The sequence below is a fragment of the Enterococcus sp. DIV1067f genome (assembly GCF_050543505.1).
Classification (GTDB): Bacteria; Bacillota; Bacilli; order Lactobacillales; family Enterococcaceae; genus Enterococcus_D; species Enterococcus_D entomosocium.
In genome coordinates this window covers 2,183,622-2,201,876 of record NZ_CP172940.1, presented here as the reverse complement: position 1 = coordinate 2,201,876, position 18,255 = coordinate 2,183,622, and the positions used below count along the sequence as shown (strand labels likewise).

Sequence of the window (18,255 nt, the reverse complement as noted above, 5' to 3'; positions counted from 1 at the left end):
AGGGGAGGGGAGTTCTTTAAAAAGATAGGAAGAAACCCGTGTATTTGATGAAGCTATTGGTCCCTAGTTACTGGGGACCTGACTAATTTACGTGGAAAACCCGCCACTGTCATTCACCGTTTTCTGATCCTCAAGTAGAAAATAAAACAAAGAAGACTAGCCGAAATCAAGAAACCCATAAAATAGAAAGTTAGCTGCATGTCAGTCATCGTATAGGAATACTCTAAAATCTTACAAACAAAGATCACTAAAGAAACCGTGATGGATAAGGAAACCCATGTGAAACGCGGCAATCGTTTCGTTACGATGATCAATCCTAACGAAAAAAAGATGACTGGTACCCAAAAGATCAAGCGAGCAAGTTGGATCATTTTATCTCTCCTCATTCAAATTGATTTGAGTAAAAGGATAGCTTACAACGTTTGTTATTAAAAATAATAACCATTGTTTCTGAGCATTTTTTCGGAAATTGTGTTTTCAACTTAAAGCATGGGCGTAATGCTGTTCTTTAAATTCTTTTGGTGTTTGCCCCGTAACTGCTTTGAAATTGCGGATAAAATGGCTTTGATTGGCAAAGGCTAATTGGGTGCTGATTTTTTCGTAGGAATAGTCTGTGAACAACAATAAATGTTTGGCTTCACTGATTTTTCGTTCCTGAATGTAACTGTGGATCGTTTTGTTCATTTCTTTTTTGAACTGATTACATAGATGGGTCTTATGTTTTTGAGTGATGGCTGCGAGGTCATCAATGGTCACTTTTTCATAGAGATGGCTGTCGACATAATTAACAATCGTCTTGACCAACAGTGATTTTTGCGCCAGCGGATAGCTATGCAGAAGCTCCATAAAGCGGTAGGTGGCTTCTTTGATATAGCGGAGGCACTCCTCGGCAGAATGAATATAAACCAGACCTTGGATCAATGAATCAGATAAGCCGAATGCTTGGTTGACTGGTACTCCTTCATCAATGCTCATGCGGGTCACGACAGCGACAAAGGCCGAAAACTTTAGTTTTAAGCCTTCCAGTTCATGAGGGGAAAGGGAAACACTGTAGGTCTCTTTCATTTTGTTAAATACCCAGACTACTTTTTCCGGCTCGTTTCGTTTGATGTAGTCAAGATAGCGCAATTCAAAATGATAGGAATCAAAGGTAGCTTCATGCACACGGCGTTCATAAAGATTGGTTTCCAAGCTAAGATCTGTTTGCATGGATCGGTCGTGGGATTCAGTTTGGTAATGCCAATGGATTTGGTCTTTTGCCAACGGCTGCTCCGCAAACAGCGTATAAAGCAGCTGGATGTATTCTTCAAAGGAGTATTTGTCTTCTTTGGAATAGTGCACATTGTAGTGGTATTCATGTTCAAGAAATAGGTAAGACGTATCTGGTGTACCAATCACTCCACAGGGTCCGATGACCATATAACAGGTTTTTCCAGCTAACTGAAACGCAAAACAACCAAGCATATATTTGCCGAAATGATAGAGATTTGCAACTGGGCCGTTCGTTTCTTCCAAATAGTGTTTCAGAGGATTCTTGGCTGTTAAGGTGAGTGGGGGATACAGCGGAGTCCCTTCTTGATCCAAGAGAATCATCGGGATCAAATATTTGCGATAAAGCAGATCCATGGCGGTCGTAAGTGTTGTTTTGTTCATGAGACACCTCAAAGTCCAAACATTGTTTTTTCTTTTAGTATAACGTAAATTTTTTAGCATTCAATAAACAATTTATTATAAACACTAGTTTTTTAGTATATCTAAGGAAGGATTCTTTCTATAATTCAGATAAATAAAACGGTTACAGGAAGGAGTAAACATGGATAGTAAAAAATTGAAAGAATTGTTTCAGCAATTGACGCCAGAAGAAAAAATCGCTCAGACGATTCAATTGAATGGCAGTTTAGTCATTGAAAATGAGGTGATGACTACTGGCCCGATGCAAGATTTAGGGCTTCCACCAAATTTGAAGATTCACGAGATTGGTTCGATTTATAATGTGAACGATTACCAAAAATTGATTCAGTTACAGAGGGAAACGTTAGCACACAGCCGACTCAAGATTCCTATGCTGTTTATGTCGGACGTCATCTACGGGTTTCGGACCATTTTTCCGATTCCCCTTGCCCAAGCAGGTTCCTACGATTTTAATTTGATCGAGCAAGCCGCTGAGATGACCGCCAAAGAATGTTACCAAAATGGCCTTCATGTGATCTTTTCACCCATGCTGGATCTTGTTCGCGATCCTCGCTGGGGCAGAGTGATGGAGTCGCCAGGAGAGGATGTGTATACGGCAAAACGTTTTGCTAAAAGCGTCGTGACCGGCTACCAAGGCAATCTTGATCAAGGAGTGGCAGAAAATCACGTTGCTGCTTGCATCAAACATTTTGCTGGTTATGGTGCACCCGAAGCGGGCAGAGAATACAATACGGTCGATATGTCCAATCAGCGCTTATTCAATGAATATTTGCAACCCTATCAAGCGGCGATCGAAGCCCAAGCACTGCTAGTGATGACAGCCTTCAACCTATTGAATGGTGAACCTGCAACGGGTAGCCGCTGGTTGAACCGAGAGATTTTGCGCGAACGTTTCGGTTTTGATGGGGTACTGGTCTCCGATCATGCCGCCATCAAAGAATTGGTCCCCCACGGTTTTGTCAAAGATGAACGGGAGGCCGCTCAGAAAGGTTTGGAAGCGGGCGTTGATTTTGATATGATGACATCGGTCTATGCAACTTACTTACCAGAACTGATCAAGCAACCTGAACTCGCGGCTTTATTAGACGAAGCAGTTTGGCGTATTCTGGTATTAAAAAATCAACTAGGACTGTTTGAAGACCCTTATCGAGGGTTGAAAACGCAACAGACGGGAGAAGTTTTGTCGGATGAAGCCAAAGAGCTAGCCGTTAAGCTAGTAGAAAAAAGCTGTGTGCTGTTAAAAAATGAGGGCAGCTTACCTTTGAAAAAGGACCAAACCGTCGCTGTGATCGGTCCTTATGGAGAAAGCCGGTTGACCTTAGGTTTTTGGGCGTCAGTCAGCGGCAAGCCACAAGACACGATTCCTTTAAAAACCGGTTTGCTGCAGCATTTCGCACCCGAAAACTTGATCTTTGCTCGTGGATACAATCTATTCGACTCGTATGAGCAATTTGGTCCTTTAAAAGCCGGGATCGAACAGCTGAATGGACCGATCGAACCAGAAGATCAGTTGCTTTTGGAAGCCATGGAAGCCGCCGAAGCCGCCGAAGTTATCGTCTTGACTTTTGGAGAGCAGTTTTTGGAGAGCGGCGAAGGGGCATCAAAAGCTCATTTGCAGCTGCCATTGAAACAAATTCGTTTGATCCAAGCGTTGAAAAAGACTGGCAAGCCTTTGATTGGCGTGCTTTACACTGGCAGACCGTTAGTCTTAACGCAAGTGGAAGCATTATTTGATAGTCTGTTGCTGGTTTGGTATCCGGGAACGATGGGCGGGATCGGAATCGGCAATCTGCTGAGTGGGCAGGCTTCTCCGACAGCAAAACTGGCGATGACCTTTCCTCGGAGTGAAGGACAGATCCCACTATACAGTGCCCAACTGCCAACGGGCAGACCTTTGACAGATAGTGAGCATTCTGATCGCTTTTTGTCAAAATACCGAGATGAATCAAATGAACCCTTATTCGCATTCGGAACAGGTCTTAGTTACAGTTCGTTTACTGGTGAATGGCTTGGTAGTGAAGTATCTAGCGAGACAATCCATTTGGCTTATCGAGTGAAAAACCAATCGGCAATAGCTGCAGAAACCGTCATCCAACTTTATCTCATGCAGCGTCCAGCGGCAATGGTTCGTCCAAGTCGCCAATTAATTGCGAGTGACCTCATCTCATTCGCGCCCCAAGAAGAAAAAGAGCGCAGATTGTCACTGCCGTTGTCAGAACTTGTTTTCTATGACAATCAAGGGAAGAAACACATAACCAAAGGTACTTATCGATTCCTAATGCGGATCGATCAAAAAGAAACGATGCTTAGTGTAACGATCTAAACTAAAGGAGTGAGAAAGAATGGAAAAATTAGAAGCATTTTTAAGTAGCAAACTATTACCAATGTCACAAAAATTACAACAAAACAAAGAATTGGCCGCTTTGATGGAGGGGTTTATTCGAACAAGTCCCATCACTTTAGGAATTGCGTTTATCACGATCATTGGAAATTTTCCGATTCCTGGTTGGACGGACTATTTGACGAAAATTGGCATCTTCCAGCATGTTGAAGCGATCACCAACGGAGCAACTGGCGTTTTTGCCTTGTATGTTGTATACAGTTTGGCGTATTCTTACGCAAAACAATTAGGAAGCAATGAACGCAATTCAGCGATTATTTCTTTAGCTAGTTTCATTATGTTGATGCCTCAAACCGTTGCAACGACTGTCATGCAAGATGGTCAAGCAGTGGAACAAACGATTGGAGCTTTGAAGCTTGATTTCTTAGGCGGACAAGGACTGTTTATCGGCATGCTGACCGCTTTATTGGTGACACGTTTCTATGCTTTCTTATCAAGAAAAAATATTATGATCAAGCTACCGGATAGTGTTCCCCCAATGGTAACCCAATCCTTAGCACCAGTGTTTGTGGTCACGATTATTTTTGTCGTCGTCTTTGTCATACGCGTCTTGTTTGGGTTTACTTCATCCGGCTCGATTTTCCAATTCTTTATCGATGTGATCAATGCGCCGTTGAACTCCTTAGTTGCTAGCCCGCTATCGATCATCATCATTATGGAATTATTAGCTGTTTTATGGTTTTTCGGAATTCATAATGCAGTTTTACAAGGACCGCTCGGGGCGATTAGTATGACCATGGTCGTTTCAAATATTGCCGCTTACCAACAAGGACAAGCGCTGCCTTATCTGATTCCTTCAGTGATTTATATGGGCATGTATGCTGCTGGCTTCATGGGCTTTGTGACCTTCTTTATGATTCGCAGCAAATCGGCAAAAATGAAACAATTAGGAAAATTGTCGTTTATCCCGTCGATCTTTAACATCACAGAGCCAATCATGTTCGGGATGCCGATTATTTTGAATCCGTTGTTCTTTATTCCGCAAGTCTTTACACAATTGATCGCTGGCTTTGTGACCTGGGGATTGGCAACAACGATCCTCCCAATCAGCTTGAATCCAACCATGAGTCTATTGCCATGGACCACACCGACTTTTATCAAAATGCCCTTTTCAGGAGGGCTTAACTACACGATCTTAATGATCATCTGTATGCTGATCGGTATTGTTATGTGGTATCCGTTTCTAAAAATTGCGGATAAAAAAGAGTACGAATTAGAAATGGCTGCTGAAAAAAAGCAAGCAAGTGAAGCAGCAAAAATGACAGAAAAAGTCGTGGAAGAAATTCAAGCGTAAACAAAGGAAGTGGCACATTTGGTTTATTTAGGAATTGATATCGGTGGGACGCACATCAAAACGGGATGGGTTGAAAACAATGAAGTCACCGACGGACGAAGTTTTCCCACCCCGGCAACGCTGGCGGCATTTAGTGAAACTATCAAAACGATCCTCCAAAGCTATGCCCGTCAAGTTTCTTTCACGAAAGTGGCTATCGCAGTCCCTGGTTCAGTTAATGAAACAGGGACGGTCTTCTTTGGTGGTGCCTTGCCATACCTTGATGGGGTAAATTTGCCAGAATTGATCTGCCAGTTAAGCGATGGCATGGTGACAGAGGTTACTGTCGAAAACGACGCAAAAGCCGCCGCGCTAGGGGAAATGAAAGCCGGCAATCTGCAAGGGATCCAAAATGGTGCGGCGATCATTTTAGGAACCGGCGTGGGAGTTGGTCTTTGTCTCAATGGAAAACTCTATCGTGGGCATCATGGACAAGCTGGTGAAGTCAGTTTTATGATTCGTGACCGACAAATGAGAGGCGCGGACTCTTTTGTGGGGATCGGTCTTTCGGCTGTCGGATTAATTGAGCGTTTGGCTGCTAGTATGGCTATCGCGCCTGATGGTCCTTTGGTCTTTGATACCCTTACGAAAACTGCTGATCCTGAGGCAGAGGCTTTATTTTTAACTTATACCAAAGAAGTCGCTGTCTTGTGTTTCGATCTTCAGTGTCTTTTAGCTCTGGAGAAAATCGTTATCGGTGGCGGGATCAGCCGTCAGCCACGCTTGATCGAAGCCATAGCTAGCAGCTATCAAACTATTTTTAAAACCGCACCAATCATTGAGAAAACGCTGCAGCCAGTTGCGATCCAAGCCGCTTATTTTCAAGCGGACGCCAATTTGATCGGCGCAGCCAAGGAGGAACCGTGGGATGAGTAAATTTCCGGAAGCATTTTTGTGGGGAGCATCCACTAGTGCTTATCAAGTAGAGGGCGCATGGGCAGAAGACGGCAAAGGTCCCTCAGTGCAAGATATCAAAGAGATTCCGCAAGGGACCACTAATTTTAAAGTAGCATCAGATCACTATCACCGATATGAAGAAGATGTGAAATTGTTTAAAGAATTAGGGTTAAAAGCCTATCGTTTTTCCATATCATGGAGTCGAGTCATTCCCGATGGTCAGGTCAACCCAGCAGGATTGGCGTTTTATCAAAAACTGATCGATCTGCTACTAGAAAACGAGATTCAACCGATCGTCACCGTTTTCCATTTTGACCTGCCCGTTGCGATCGCGAAGCAAGGTGGGTGGGAAAACCGAGAGACGATCCAAGCATTTGCTGATTACTGCCAAGTACTGTTCGAAAACTTTGGTCATCAAGTACCGCTATGGCAAACCATCAACGAGCAAAATGTGATGGCACTTGCTGGTTCGGTCATTGGTACGAGTCAAAAATCCATGAAAGAAAAATTTCAAGAAAATCACCATATGCTAGTGGCCCAAGCATTGGTGACCCAACAGTTTCATGCCGGTAATTTTAGCGGCAAGATTGGCCCAGCACCGAATATCGCCAGTGTCTATCCAGCTTCTGAAAAACCAGCCGATCAGCTGGCAGCTCTTTCTATGAGTGCGCTGAGAAATTGGTTATTCCTAGATGCGGCTGTTTTCGGCACATACAACCATAACGCATGGCATTTGTTAGAGACGATTGGTGCAGCACCGACAGTCACTGAAGCAGATCGAAAGATTTTGGCAGCTGGAACATGTGATTACATCGCATTGAATTATTATAATACGATGACCGTCAGCAGCTATTTTCAAAAAGAGACAAAACTCGATCAACAGTCTGGTTTCGGGATTCCTGGCTTTTTCCAAGTAGTAGAAAACACCCATTTGCCCATGACTGAATTCGGTTGGCCTATTGATCCAGAAGGCTTTCGCTTTACGTTGAACGAAATCTATTCCCGTTATCGTCTGCCTCTTTTGATCACGGAAAACGGAATCGGTGCCAAGGATGTTTTGACAACTGATGGTAAAATCCACGATGATTATCGCATCGACTACTTGCAGCAGCACATAAAACAGATGGCATTGGCGATCGAAGACGGCGTCGATGTGATCGGCTATTGTCCATGGAGTGCGATTGACCTAGTCAGTACTCATGAAGGCATCGCTAAACGCTACGGGTTTATCTATGTCAATCGTACGGACGAGCAGCTGTTGGACTTGGCGCGATACAAGAAAGATAGTTTTTATTGGTATCAAAACGTCATCGATAAAAACGGGTTAGGAGAGTAAGCGATGTTTTTTCAGGAATATCTATTTGATCCAGAAGCGCAAGCCGGTTTGACAGTGTACCTGCATGAGGAAAAAGCCGAGTATGAACGGGTGGGCGATCGTCCGTTTGTCTTGGTGATTCCCGGTGGCGGCTACTCCTTTTGTAGTGAGCGGGAAGCTGAGCCGATTGCTTTAAATTTTGCTGCCCAAGGTTTTCACGCCGGGGTCTTACGCTATCATGTAGGGACACATCGCAGTTTCAGCCATTCCTTAGCAGATGCCGAAAAAGCGATTGTCAAAATCCAAGAACTTGCAAGTGAATGGGGAATCGATGCCGAAAAAATCGCTGTGATCGGCTTTTCTGCCGGCGGCCATTTGGCAGCGGCGTTATCAACACTCTCCTCAATGAAACCGAGCTTATGTATTTTAGGCTACCCAGCGATATTGTCTTCATTTGCTACTGTGATGAAGATCGATGCCCCTTCATTAGAGGAATGTGTCACAAAAGATACGCCGCCCACCTTTTTGTTTTCAACCTTTGAAGACAATGTCGTTCCTATCGAAAATTCATTGGCGTATCTGCAGGCCCTAGAAGATCACGAGGTTCCCTTTGAAAGTCATATTTTCCAAAAAGGACGTCACGGTCTTTCTTTGGCGACCGAACGCTTCGGTAATCGTAAAGAAATGGTTGATCCACGTTTTGCCCGTTGGTTTGATGAATGCGTCGAATGGCTAGAGTTGAACTGGGCAGATAAAGTTGCCCAGCCAGCTTTGTTTCCTGATTTAGGGCAGTGGCCAATTCGGGCATTACTCGAGTCAGGTGAAAACAAACGCTTGCTGTTGCAGGCTTTTCCATCATTGGCAGACAAAAGCCGCTTAAAAATCGTAAAAAACATCAGCTTGCAGCAACTACTAACGATCATGCCAGAAGCTTTTGAGAATGTTTCTTATCAAGCGCTTGTTTTGCAGCTGATTGATCCTAGAAAGGAAGAGTAAAAATGAAAGCAATCCTGGTCCATGAAAGCTATAAGGCTTCAACAGAATTGATCACCCAAGAGCCACAAGCGATTGAACAGTTATCAGCTGTTCGTAACAGTACTGCTGCTTGTCAGTTGCTGCTGCACGATGGCAACCGCAATCATTATATTATTGGCGACGAGTTTTCGATCCCCGATGAAATCGAGATTCCCATGATACGCGTTGAGATTTTTAGCGAATTGCCGGTCAAAGCGCAATTCGTCGACTATTATGTCGGTCAGCAGGAATTGGCGTACGCCGATAAATTACTTGAACGAACTGCCAAAACCTATCCTGGCGATCGCTTTGCGCCTCTTTATTTGGAGTGGCAGATCGATGAGACAATCAAACCGAAAGTTTATCCCGTGAAAATCAAGGTCTATCGGGCACACTTGACTAGCCAAGAGGAGTGCTTGTTAGAAAAGAACCTAACGATTGAAGTGGGCACTTTTACTTTTCCAAAAGAATATTTAGAAACGTTCCACTTAAATATGTGGCAGCAGCCCAGCAATTTGGCTCGCACCTTTGACGTTCCGTTATGGAGCGATGCCCACTTTGACTTGATCAAGGAAATGGCTGAGAGTCTCGCTGTGATCGGACAAAAAGCGATCACAGTGATCGCCGGAGAGATTCCTTGGAAGGGCTGGTTCAATTACATCGTCAAAGATTATCCCGCCAATTTATATGAGTATTCGATGGTAAAGGTCAAAAAGACGCCAGACGGAGAACTTTCCTGCGATTTTTCTGTGCTGACACGTTACCTTGATTGTTTTTTTGCTGCGGGTATCAAAGAAGAAATTGACGTGTTTGGTTTATTAGGGGTCTGGGAACCGCCATTTTTTCCGTTAGTCAACTTGGACCATCCAGAAAAATTGGTGATTCGCTTTTATGATGAAGGGAAAGGCGCCTTTGGCTTTATTAATCAAAAAGCTGAGTTGCAGGAGTATCTACGCCAAGTATTTGATTATTTTAAAGGAAAGAATCTGTGGGAGAAGGTTCGCATCGTTTCTGACGAACCGAAGAAACATCAAATCGACAGTTTCCGAGCCTCGTTAGCTGTTTTAAAAGAAATTGATCCGTCGATCCAGATCAAAGCTGCTTTTGATAAAGAAGACGTGTTATTTGAGCTGCTGCCAGTGATCGATCATCCTGTGACTTCCTATTACTGTACTTGCAACCATTACGAAACACTAGCACAAAGCCATCCGGGCAAGATGCAGTACTATGTCTGCAATTATCCGGACAAACCAAATACCTTTTTGCATAGTCCCCTGTTAGAGACGCGAATGCAAGGAATCTTATCGTATCAGTTCAAAACAGACGGCTTTCTGCGTTGGGCCTACAATTGCTGGCCAGAACATGCTCGGTCCGATATTCGGTACAATACGAGCTCACTACCGATCGGTGATCTTTGTTTCGTCTATCCTGGCAATCACGGACATTTATTGTTGTCCCTAAGGTATAAACAACTACAGCGGGGGATTGAAGATTTCTATCTCTTGAAGACCGCTCAAGCTGCACAACCGCATCAAACCGACGCCGTAGTAGCAGATTTTCTTAAAGTTACAGACACGAAACACTGGATGATCGACAGCCATCACAGTCATCCCGATGTTTTTCTACAGACCGCGGAGGAGATTGAGGCCTTTCATCGGGCCCTCCTCGAACTGCTAGAAAAGTAGCAAAATCAAACACTGCACCCAGAAATTTCACTACGATTTTCCAGAAGAATAGTGAGATACCTGTGGGCGTTTTCACTACTGATTCACGCAGCTTTTTCGTTTTACTAGGCATCTGTTTTCTTACAGATGCTTTTTTTCTGGTGAGCGTTTCGTTTTTCATTCCCTCCATCTTCCTTTACACTTTTAAGTAAGGTCATAACAAACTATGACAAATAGAAGTAGAAATAATCAAGGAGGAAACGAGCATGTCAGAAAAAATCAACAATCCGTTAACGAAGTATTATGATGGCAAATTTGAAAAACAGGTGCAAGAAGCACCGGCAATTCAAGGAAAGATGCAGCCAGTACCTGATTGCGGGGAAGAAAGCTACGCAGGTTCAGGCAAATTAGCTGGACGCAAAGCATTAGTGACCGGTGGTGATTCTGGTATTGGTCGAGCAGCAGCGATTGCTTTTGCCAAAGAAGGCGCCGATGTTGCAATCAACTATCTTCCTTTTGAAGAAGAAGACGCGCAAGAAGTCAAGGCAGTCATTGAAAAAGCCGGACGCAAAGCAGTTTTGATCCCAGGAGACTTGAAAGATGAAACTTTCGCTCGTCAATTGGTTCATGAAGCAGCCAAAGAATTAGGCGGGTTAGATACGTTGGTTCTAAATGCTGGGATGCAACAAGCGGTGAAGGACATCAAAGAGTTGACTACACAACAAATTCAAGATACCTTTACAACGAATATCATCTCGATGTATTGGACAGTCCAAGAAGCGTTGGATTATCTGCCAGCTGGTGGGAGCATCATCACGACCACTTCGATCCAAAGTGCGGAGCCTAGTGCCCATCTTTTAGACTATGCAGCCACGAAAGGTGCTATTACTTCCTTTAGTAAAGGGCTAGCTGCTCAATTAAGTGAAAAAGGCATTCGGGTCAATACGGTGGCTCCGGGTCCAATCTGGACACCACTTCAAATTTCGGGTGGACAGCCACAATCTGCGATCCCAGAATTTGGTCAAAAAGAACTGATGAAACGTGCTGGACAACCAGTCGAATTAGCACCAGTCTATGTTTTCTTAGCCTCTGATGAAGCAAGTTATGTAACTGGTCAAGTTTACAGTGTAACTGGCGGTAGCTTCTTCGCTTAAAATTCCTAGGACTAAAATAGTAGAAAAAAAGCTCGAGCAAAGAGGCTCGGGCTTTTTTTGCGGATGAAAATGGAATCGGCAACTTATTTTCCTTGTTCGGCAAACATCTTGGTCATCATCAGTTGATTGATCTTTGCAAAAACGGCTGCCCACTCTTGCTCGGCTTGCAGGTTAGACAGTAAGACTAATTTTTCGGAAAACATCACTTCTTCATAATTATCCGTGATCAATAAATCTGCGGCTTCCATTTGTTTGACGAAAGTCACAGAAGCTTTAGAATAAATCGAACGAATCCTCGTCTCAATCATTTGCTTTGTGCGGTATTGAATCGTCGTTTGAATATAGATCGACACGGTCGGGGGCGTATTCATCTGTGTTTCCAAATACAAGAGATGAGCCAGATAAGGCAACTGTGTCTGTTCAAAATACTCTTTATCCAAGTCAGCAAATAGATACTTTTCAACATGGGTCAGTAAAAGTGTGCAGATTGCTTCATAGGTTCTGTCTTTGGAAGGAGCATTTTCAGTCAACAGTTGGTGTTCTAGCTGCCACACTTCCAGAAGATCGATGCCGATAATGATCGATAGATTGAAGACCAGCATACAGCTGCTTAATAATTTTTCGAATTCGGCGGCTTCCTGACTTGGAGCAAAGGTATCGTGCCAATCTTTGATCATTGCAGTGAAAAAGCGCACAAGATCAGTATCAGAATGTTTGATCTCTTGGATGATCGTTTGATTCTTTTCTTGGGGAACAACCCCTGGCAAAAAGACATGCAAAAAGAAATTCAAGTAAAGATACTCTGACTGAAGCATCTTTTCTGAGGCATAATCGGCACTCAAAAAAAGTGATTCGAGAATTTCTTCTGGTAAAAAACAATAGAAATTCATCAATCCCATGTATTTTTCAGGAATCGGCGGTAAATATTTTTTCTGGATCGTTCGGCTGACCACTGCTTGCCAAAATGCAGCGAGTTTATTTTTCGTCAACGGATCAAAGTGAGAAACAGCAAAGAATGCCGTAAATTCTTCGACATTTTTATGGGAAACACTCGGCAAAAGCCACAAATCAGCAGGCGCACTTTGGGTCAAGAAACTGTAGGTGAAAATACGGATATCAAGCTCTTTTCCAGCAAGAACGATGCGATTATTCAGGTCTGTTCGAATTCGGATTTGAAATTTTTCCAATAGTTGGTTGATTTTCTTGATCAACCGATACATATGCGATTGGCTGACATGCAAATCCAAACATAATTGAGTCAAGGTCATTTGCGGGCGCCCAATCAAGTAATGAATCAGGTTGTATTGTGTGGAGTTGAGCAAGTAATGATACATCAATTGTGCATAGAAAGGTTCATCATCCTCTGTTCGATCAAGAAAATACTGATTGTAATGATTTTTTGATAGAAGCAGGTGAGGTGAGAGCAGCTGCAAATCTTCATTTAAAAAATAGATATATTTTTGCAGGCTTTTTTGCGGGATATTCAAAACTTCTGACAGTTGGACCAATGTCACTCCGTTGGAATTGCAGACAACTTTGAAAATCTCTAATTTCTTTTCTTCTGCGGGAGAAATGAATTCTCGATACATAAGGGATTCTCCTTTTTGGCGTTTTTTTACGCTAAATCTGTGAACCGTATGATAACCATGATGGATTATACTTATGATAGATGAGAATAGAATGAAAAAACACCAATTAAATTATTATTTTTAAGGCTGTTTTTTTGATGACCCTCGGTTTCTCATAAAAAAAAGTGAAGGAAGAGATGAAAATGAACAAAAAGGTACGAATGTTAGGTTTGGTCGGAATGGGTTTAGGAATGGCGCCCACTGCGGCAGCTGCAGCAGAAGCGAATCCAACGGCTTCAATGACGAGTCAAGCAACACTAACGATCGAACAAGGAATCTTGTCACTGGATCAGGTGACCAATTTTAACTTCGGTACAAGCAGTATCCAAGATATCGCTACCGATGAACAAGTAATTCAAACAACGTCGGATGAAGTGACATCGATCACGGATTACCGTGGACCAAATCAAGCTGGCTGGCAGTTGACTGCGCAATTATCGAAAATGACGAATGCCAGCGATAACGAGCTAGCAAATGCCAAAGTCACTTTAAATGGTTCAACGGCTTCGGGCGATGCAACGCTAGTATCGGGCACCGAATTGATGGTAGGGGCAACAGAACCTACATTGATCGCTTCTGCTAATGGGACGACCGGCTTAGCAACCAATGACTTTAACTTTTCCAATGCTTCATTAACCGTACCAAAACAAAATGTGAACAGCGGCACTTATAGTGGAACGATCACTTGGACATTATCAAACACCTATCAAGCAGAATAGCAAGGAAAGGGCGACAATGAAAAAACAAATCAAGTGCTTCGTACTCATTAGTTTCTTTATCAGTTTGTGTTGCTTTACGAAAGTCACCGGTCATGCACAGACCACACGGTTCACTGTAACCCCAGAACTTCCCCAAAATCAAGTCAGTGACGTCAGTTATTTCGACTTACTGGTAAATCATGAGACCGAACAGAATTTGACCGTTGCCCTTCATAATACAAGTTCAGAGCCGTTGACCATTAAAGCAGCAGCACTAAATAGTTATACGGCCTCTACTGGGATCATCGCGTACCAAGCAGAACAGACCGCCGAAGAGAACCAAGGAATCTCGTTTAGTCAATTGATTGAAAATCCGAGACAGACGATCCAGCTTGACCCTGGAGAAAGTCGTCAGGTCCATTTTACCCTTTCAATGAAGGCAAAAGAATTTGCAGGAGAAATACTTGGTGTGTTTGACTTTGAAGAAGAACCGGCGGAAACAACTGAAAGTCAGCAAACAAATCTGCAAGCCAACTATAAAATTCAACAAGGGGTCCGCTTGCGTCAGAATGTAGCAACCATGCCTGACCCCCAGTTGTCTTTGGTCAATTCTGAGGCGGTGGAAAGATATGGTTCTACAGCTTTCAAAAGTAGGATCCGCAATGATCAGCCCACAGCCTTTGGCAACATCACTGTCAAAACAGTGATACGTGAGCAAGATAGCGGCAACAAGGTCGGTGGGTTTTCTGCAGAGAATTTTCAAATAGCTCCGAATTCGGTTTTGGAGCTGTTTAGTGCCTTTGATCAGAACATTCTCGAACCGGGGACCTATCTATTACGGATTGAGTTGAATGCGCCTAAAGGAACATGGGTGTTTGAGGATTCGGTGGTGGTTGATCGCAAGCAAGCCAACCTTATCAACCGTCAGACAACGTTAGGTGCAGCGTATCTTCAAAAACAGTACTGGCTCTATGCAGGAGGGCTACTTCTCTTCCTGTTTGTCCTACTTCTCTTGTTCATTTTATATAGGAGACGTAAAAAAGCAGAAGCAGATGTTAGGCTGTCAGTGCAAGAAGAATCAGAATGAAGAAAGCGGAGGACAGTGATGAAAAAGTTTGGCATTATCCGATGGGGCTATGTGTTCTTTTTTAGCATTTTGCTGCTATGTGGGAAACAAGAAATCGTCCATGCTGCGGTATCTGCGCCAGATTTTCCTACGTTAGCGATTGACCATTCTCTGATCACTCCTGTGGGACAAGCGGGGTCGCCACAAGGGGAACCGGGCGTTAATTATGTTCAGATTAATGATGGAGCTACTACCAACTCCAGTGGTGGTGTCTGGTTCAATAAGCCGGTTTCTTTTACTCGCTCTTTTCGGTTAGAAATGGCATTTTGTATCGATAATACAGCAACGGACAGCGATGGGCTCGCTTTTGTGATGCAAAGCAATGGCTTAAATGCGCTGGCAGAACAAGCAGGACCGACGATTGGCGTCTGGTCAAATACAGGAGGAACGACTCCTTTAAATACGGGGGCAATCCCGCAAAGTTTTGCGATTGAATTCGATACGTTCTATAATAATGCCGGTTTGACTGGGGACGGTATGATGGATCGCGATGTTCCTTCCGGCCATCATATCGCATGGAATTTTCCCGGCTCAAATGACGCATATACCACCGATGGCTGGCTGATTATCGATAAAGTCTTAAATCATCGTGATACGGTATCAGTGAGTGATATTTCCGATGGGGTGTGGCATAGTTTTACAGTAGTTTTTGATCAGCCAACGCAAACGTTGCGTTACACCGTACCAGATTTCGGTGTTGATGTGACGGTACCTGTTGATGACACCTTCAAATCAAATTTGAACCTGACTAATAGTGCACCGGTCTATTTTGGTTTTACTGGTGCAAACGGGGGCTATGTTCAAGAAAAAGCAGTGGCGTTTGTCGATGTTGAAGGATTAGTAGAACTTGAGATGCGAACCGGTGTTTTTGAAAAAGACCCAGTCAAACTATTGTTGGATACTGGTACGACACTTTCCCAGCCAGCCACTGTCGACAATAGCAAAACCATTACTTATGCGACCTATCTCTCCTATAAAAGCACCAGTGATCTAGCTGACTTGGAATCGGGAATCTTGCTCTCATCGCTTTTTCCAAAAGGACTATCATTAGTTCCCGAGGCGGTTTATTTTGGAAAAGCCAGTGAAATCATGGTTAATGGCATGCCGGAAGGCGGAACTGCCTTACCTTTTGTCATTGAAAATGGGCAATTGGTTGCGACACTGCCTGACATGGTCAAAGGGAATGAATACATCGTTCACTTTTCCGTCAATTACACAGAAGCGCCGCTCAATCAGAATTTAGATATAGCCATCCCTGTCCAAACTGTTTTTAATGGAAATGCTTTTGTTTCCAGTATGACGTCAGGTGATCCAGAAATTCATTATTATCAAATGACTGGAATCTTTCCACCAACGCTTACAACAGGTTCGGCGTCATTGGCAGAAGCAAAAGCAGACCTGCAGATCGTGCGGCAAAAGCGCAATTCCTATATACCGATCACGATTGATGACCAAAACTCGACCCAAGCCAAAATATATGTCACGGAGTTCTTTACGGAGGATGTGACAATCACCGAAACCGATTTCTCTGAAGCAGCGTTGGTTGAACGGGGAACATTGTCGGAGCCGCTAACGGATACATTGGTGTTAGACACCGAAGAACTAGAACCAGGCACAACCTATTATCTGGCTTCCTATGTGATCGATACAGAAGGCAATCGATCGGCGACACGTTATTATGGCATTGACTTTCGAGGGATCGTGGTATTTGAGCGTGCGCCTGCTTCAATCAACGCAGCGGCAGTGACCTTGAATGAACTCGCACGATCCATCAGAGACGATGGCTTTGCTTATTTAACGATTTCTTTTGATCAAGAAGCTCTTTTGTCTGTCAGCAATACCAGCGAAGGGACCTGGCAGTTAAGTGGACAGATAAAGGATTTTATGCAAGAGCAGCAACTATTGGCAGAGGAAATTCAGTTGGTACTCTATGATCCGGTGACCAATCAGCTGGTGGCTTCTGTCACTTCTGAAGAACAAGTGATTTTCCAGCAGGAGCCAACAGGAGCAACGGACTTAACCTTGGATCTTCAGGAATATGATTGCTACTTTCGCTTTGTCCCCAATTTAGATTTGATTTTACCAGGTACCTATACAGGCACAGTCAACTGGCTGTTGGAGAGTACAATCATTAATGAATAGAAAAAAAAACGCCTAGAAGGCGTTTTTTTCGTCTAAAAGTTTATGTCGGTCCCTTTAACTTTGGCGGCTTTTCGCAATTTTTAAAACTAATGATAGGCCTGCTAAAGCAAAACTGCCGTATTTAACGAATTTTTCCAAGGATTCTAAGGTTTGCTGTTTTTTGTGTTTGCAGTCTGGACAGCTTTTTTCATGGGCATTCATTTTTTTTCCACATTTACAATGACTCTTCATCTGTGATCCACTCCTCGTTTCGTTTTATTTTGATGACTTTCTATAATTTAATTATACATGTTGTATAAGGTTCTGTCTGAAATTATGCTGTGTAAGACGTTTGTTAAAATGAGAAAAAACCTACGTTTATTGGGGGGAGGCGTGGAAGTGTGTAATTGCGAGGCTATTGGCAGTTACAGAGCCCGATGGGTAGGAATCGCTATAGATAAAAAAGGAAGGAAATCTGACAATTTTCTCATTTTCGATAGGTGCTGAATCGCTTTGCTTATCAGTTTAGCAAAATTTTGCTATTGTGGAGTAAGATTAGGGGACAAGAAAAGACGCTTCTCTTTTTTTTCTATATTCTATCCTTAATCTGAGAACGAAAATCACCGATAGTATGCTATATATAAGAACAAGGAGCCATCCTTGACAATGTCGAATATGGCATTTGAATGAAAGGATTGATGAAATAAGTGATTTCTTCAATAATTTATACCGATACAAAGGCTTATTTAGATAAAGTGCTAGACCAAGCACTGTTGGATCTACTAAAATCTGATTATCCTAAAGTCTATGAACACGTGCAAAACTTGATTGTTGCTATGGAACAAACGATCCAACAAATTGACAGCACAAATTTTTGGCGGTTGATGCCGGAAATTTTAGGCTATGATTCTCGCTTTGTTTTGTTGAACTCGCTGCAATTGTCAGAAGACAAACTGTTGACCGAAATCGAGATTATTCAGATGATCGAACGTGATTTTCCGAATTTGAATAAAGAATTTTGTGGCTATTCCTTAAAAGAACAAGAGCATGAGAGTTTGATCTTCAGTGTTCAATAAACACTTCTCGTAGGAATATCAAGTAGAGTAAGAAAACGACTAGCTGATCTAGTCGTTTTTTTTTATCAAGAAAAAGAATAATTAAACATGTTATTTATCATTAAAATAAAAATTATTTTGAAATTATGAATAAAAT

Annotated in this window: 15 protein-coding genes; 11 read left to right on the top strand and 4 right to left on the bottom strand. The window is 43.0% G+C overall.

Annotation, left to right across the window (positions count from 1 at the left end; translation table 11 throughout):
* Positions 1–113: 113 nt before the first annotated feature.
* The gene (locus IGJ42_RS10250) at positions 114–371 is read right to left on the bottom strand and encodes a hypothetical protein (RefSeq protein ID WP_061054307.1); all 258 of its coding nucleotides are present in this window, start codon (positions 369–371) and stop codon (positions 114–116) included.
* 106 nt (positions 372–477) lie between these two features.
* On the bottom strand, positions 478–1,713 hold the full coding sequence (locus IGJ42_RS10245) for a helix-turn-helix domain-containing protein (protein WP_016613441.1): 1,236 nt from the start codon (positions 1,711–1,713) through the stop codon (positions 478–480).
* Positions 1,714–1,813: 100 nt separating this feature from the next.
* On the opposite strand from IGJ42_RS10245, the gene IGJ42_RS10240 reads away from it, so the two are divergent.
* From IGJ42_RS10240 to IGJ42_RS10210, 7 genes are all read left to right on the top strand, one after another.
* A complete protein-coding gene (locus IGJ42_RS10240) occupies positions 1,814–4,015 on the top strand; it encodes a glycoside hydrolase family 3 N-terminal domain-containing protein (protein WP_144330550.1) in 2,202 nt (733 codons plus the stop codon).
* A gap of 19 nt (positions 4,016–4,034) precedes the next feature.
* Positions 4,035–5,387: a PTS sugar transporter subunit IIC gene (locus IGJ42_RS10235; protein ID WP_061054305.1), complete on the top strand. Its 1,353-nt coding sequence runs from the start codon at positions 4,035–4,037 to the stop codon at positions 5,385–5,387.
* 9 nt (positions 5,388–5,396) lie between these two features.
* Positions 5,397–6,302, top strand: coding sequence for an ROK family protein (locus IGJ42_RS10230; RefSeq protein WP_061054304.1), 906 nt, complete (start codon positions 5,397–5,399; stop codon positions 6,300–6,302).
* The gene (locus IGJ42_RS10225; protein ID WP_430615331.1) at positions 6,295–7,659 is read left to right on the top strand and encodes a glycoside hydrolase family 1 protein; all 1,365 of its coding nucleotides are present in this window, start codon (positions 6,295–6,297) and stop codon (positions 7,657–7,659) included. Before IGJ42_RS10230 ends, IGJ42_RS10225 begins: the two co-directional genes overlap by 8 nt.
* A 3-nt stretch (positions 7,660–7,662) precedes the next feature.
* Positions 7,663–8,634 (top strand): alpha/beta hydrolase, encoded by a 972-nt coding sequence (locus tag IGJ42_RS10220; protein ID WP_430615329.1) that lies wholly within the window; start codon positions 7,663–7,665, stop codon positions 8,632–8,634.
* A 2-nt stretch (positions 8,635–8,636) separates the two neighbouring features.
* Entirely contained in the window at positions 8,637–10,337 is a 1,701-nt protein-coding gene (locus IGJ42_RS10215; protein WP_430615327.1) for a DUF4091 domain-containing protein, read from the top strand.
* 245 nt (positions 10,338–10,582) lie between these two features.
* Positions 10,583–11,470: an SDR family oxidoreductase gene (locus IGJ42_RS10210; protein WP_005235175.1), complete on the top strand. Its 888-nt coding sequence runs from the start codon at positions 10,583–10,585 to the stop codon at positions 11,468–11,470.
* Between the two features lie 83 nt (positions 11,471–11,553).
* Here IGJ42_RS10210 and IGJ42_RS10205 read toward each other — a convergent pair whose 3' ends face one another.
* Entirely contained in the window at positions 11,554–13,059 is a 1,506-nt protein-coding gene (locus IGJ42_RS10205; RefSeq protein WP_430615325.1) for a helix-turn-helix domain-containing protein, read from the bottom strand.
* Positions 13,060–13,241: 182 nt separating this feature from the next.
* Here IGJ42_RS10205 and IGJ42_RS10200 point away from each other — a divergent pair, with 182 nt between their 5' ends.
* The 3 genes from IGJ42_RS10200 to IGJ42_RS10190 are packed head-to-tail and all read left to right on the top strand — an operon-like array spanning position 13,242 to position 17,064.
* Positions 13,242–13,817: a WxL domain-containing protein gene (locus IGJ42_RS10200; RefSeq protein WP_008378634.1), complete on the top strand. Its 576-nt coding sequence runs from the start codon at positions 13,242–13,244 to the stop codon at positions 13,815–13,817.
* Between the two features lie 16 nt (positions 13,818–13,833).
* The gene (locus IGJ42_RS10195) at positions 13,834–14,883 is read left to right on the top strand and encodes a DUF916 and DUF3324 domain-containing protein (RefSeq protein WP_430615323.1); all 1,050 of its coding nucleotides are present in this window, start codon (positions 13,834–13,836) and stop codon (positions 14,881–14,883) included.
* A gap of 18 nt (positions 14,884–14,901) precedes the next feature.
* Complete coding sequence (locus tag IGJ42_RS10190) at positions 14,902–17,064, top strand: lectin-like domain-containing protein (protein WP_430615321.1); 2,163 nt, start codon at positions 14,902–14,904, stop codon at positions 17,062–17,064.
* 54 nt (positions 17,065–17,118) lie between these two features.
* On the opposite strand, the gene IGJ42_RS10185 is transcribed toward IGJ42_RS10190, so the two are convergent.
* Positions 17,119–17,295, bottom strand: coding sequence for a hypothetical protein (locus IGJ42_RS10185; RefSeq protein WP_005235184.1), 177 nt, complete (start codon positions 17,293–17,295; stop codon positions 17,119–17,121).
* Between the two features lie 455 nt (positions 17,296–17,750).
* Here IGJ42_RS10185 and IGJ42_RS10180 point away from each other — a divergent pair, with 455 nt between their 5' ends.
* Entirely contained in the window at positions 17,751–18,119 is a 369-nt protein-coding gene (locus IGJ42_RS10180) for a DUF7006 family protein (protein ID WP_005235188.1), read from the top strand.
* Positions 18,120–18,255 lie beyond the last annotated feature (136 nt).

What these genes read in the sequence shown, in the direction of transcription:
- IGJ42_RS10250 (WP_061054307.1), bottom strand. Translation starts at nt 371, where the DNA reads ATGATCCAACTTGCTCGCTTGATCTTTTGGGTACCAGTCATCTTTTTT.
- IGJ42_RS10245 (WP_016613441.1), bottom strand. Translation starts at nt 1,713, where the DNA reads ATGCTAAAAAATTTACGTTATACTAAAAGAAAAAACAATGTTTGGACT.
- IGJ42_RS10240 (WP_144330550.1), top strand. Translation starts at nt 1,814, where the DNA reads ATGGATAGTAAAAAATTGAAAGAATTGTTTCAGCAATTGACGCCAGAA.
- IGJ42_RS10235 (WP_061054305.1), top strand. Translation starts at nt 4,035, where the DNA reads ATGGAAAAATTAGAAGCATTTTTAAGTAGCAAACTATTACCAATGTCA.
- IGJ42_RS10225 (WP_430615331.1), top strand. Translation starts at nt 6,295, where the DNA reads ATGAGTAAATTTCCGGAAGCATTTTTGTGGGGAGCATCCACTAGTGCT.
- IGJ42_RS10220 (WP_430615329.1), top strand. Translation starts at nt 7,663, where the DNA reads ATGTTTTTTCAGGAATATCTATTTGATCCAGAAGCGCAAGCCGGTTTG.
- IGJ42_RS10215 (WP_430615327.1), top strand. Translation starts at nt 8,637, where the DNA reads ATGAAAGCAATCCTGGTCCATGAAAGCTATAAGGCTTCAACAGAATTG.
- IGJ42_RS10210 (WP_005235175.1), top strand. Translation starts at nt 10,583, where the DNA reads ATGTCAGAAAAAATCAACAATCCGTTAACGAAGTATTATGATGGCAAA.
- IGJ42_RS10205 (WP_430615325.1), bottom strand. Translation starts at nt 13,059, where the DNA reads ATGTATCGAGAATTCATTTCTCCCGCAGAAGAAAAGAAATTAGAGATT.
- IGJ42_RS10200 (WP_008378634.1), top strand. Translation starts at nt 13,242, where the DNA reads ATGAACAAAAAGGTACGAATGTTAGGTTTGGTCGGAATGGGTTTAGGA.
- IGJ42_RS10195 (WP_430615323.1), top strand. Translation starts at nt 13,834, where the DNA reads ATGAAAAAACAAATCAAGTGCTTCGTACTCATTAGTTTCTTTATCAGT.
- IGJ42_RS10190 (WP_430615321.1), top strand. Translation starts at nt 14,902, where the DNA reads ATGAAAAAGTTTGGCATTATCCGATGGGGCTATGTGTTCTTTTTTAGC.
- IGJ42_RS10185 (WP_005235184.1), bottom strand. Translation starts at nt 17,295, where the DNA reads ATGAAGAGTCATTGTAAATGTGGAAAAAAAATGAATGCCCATGAAAAA.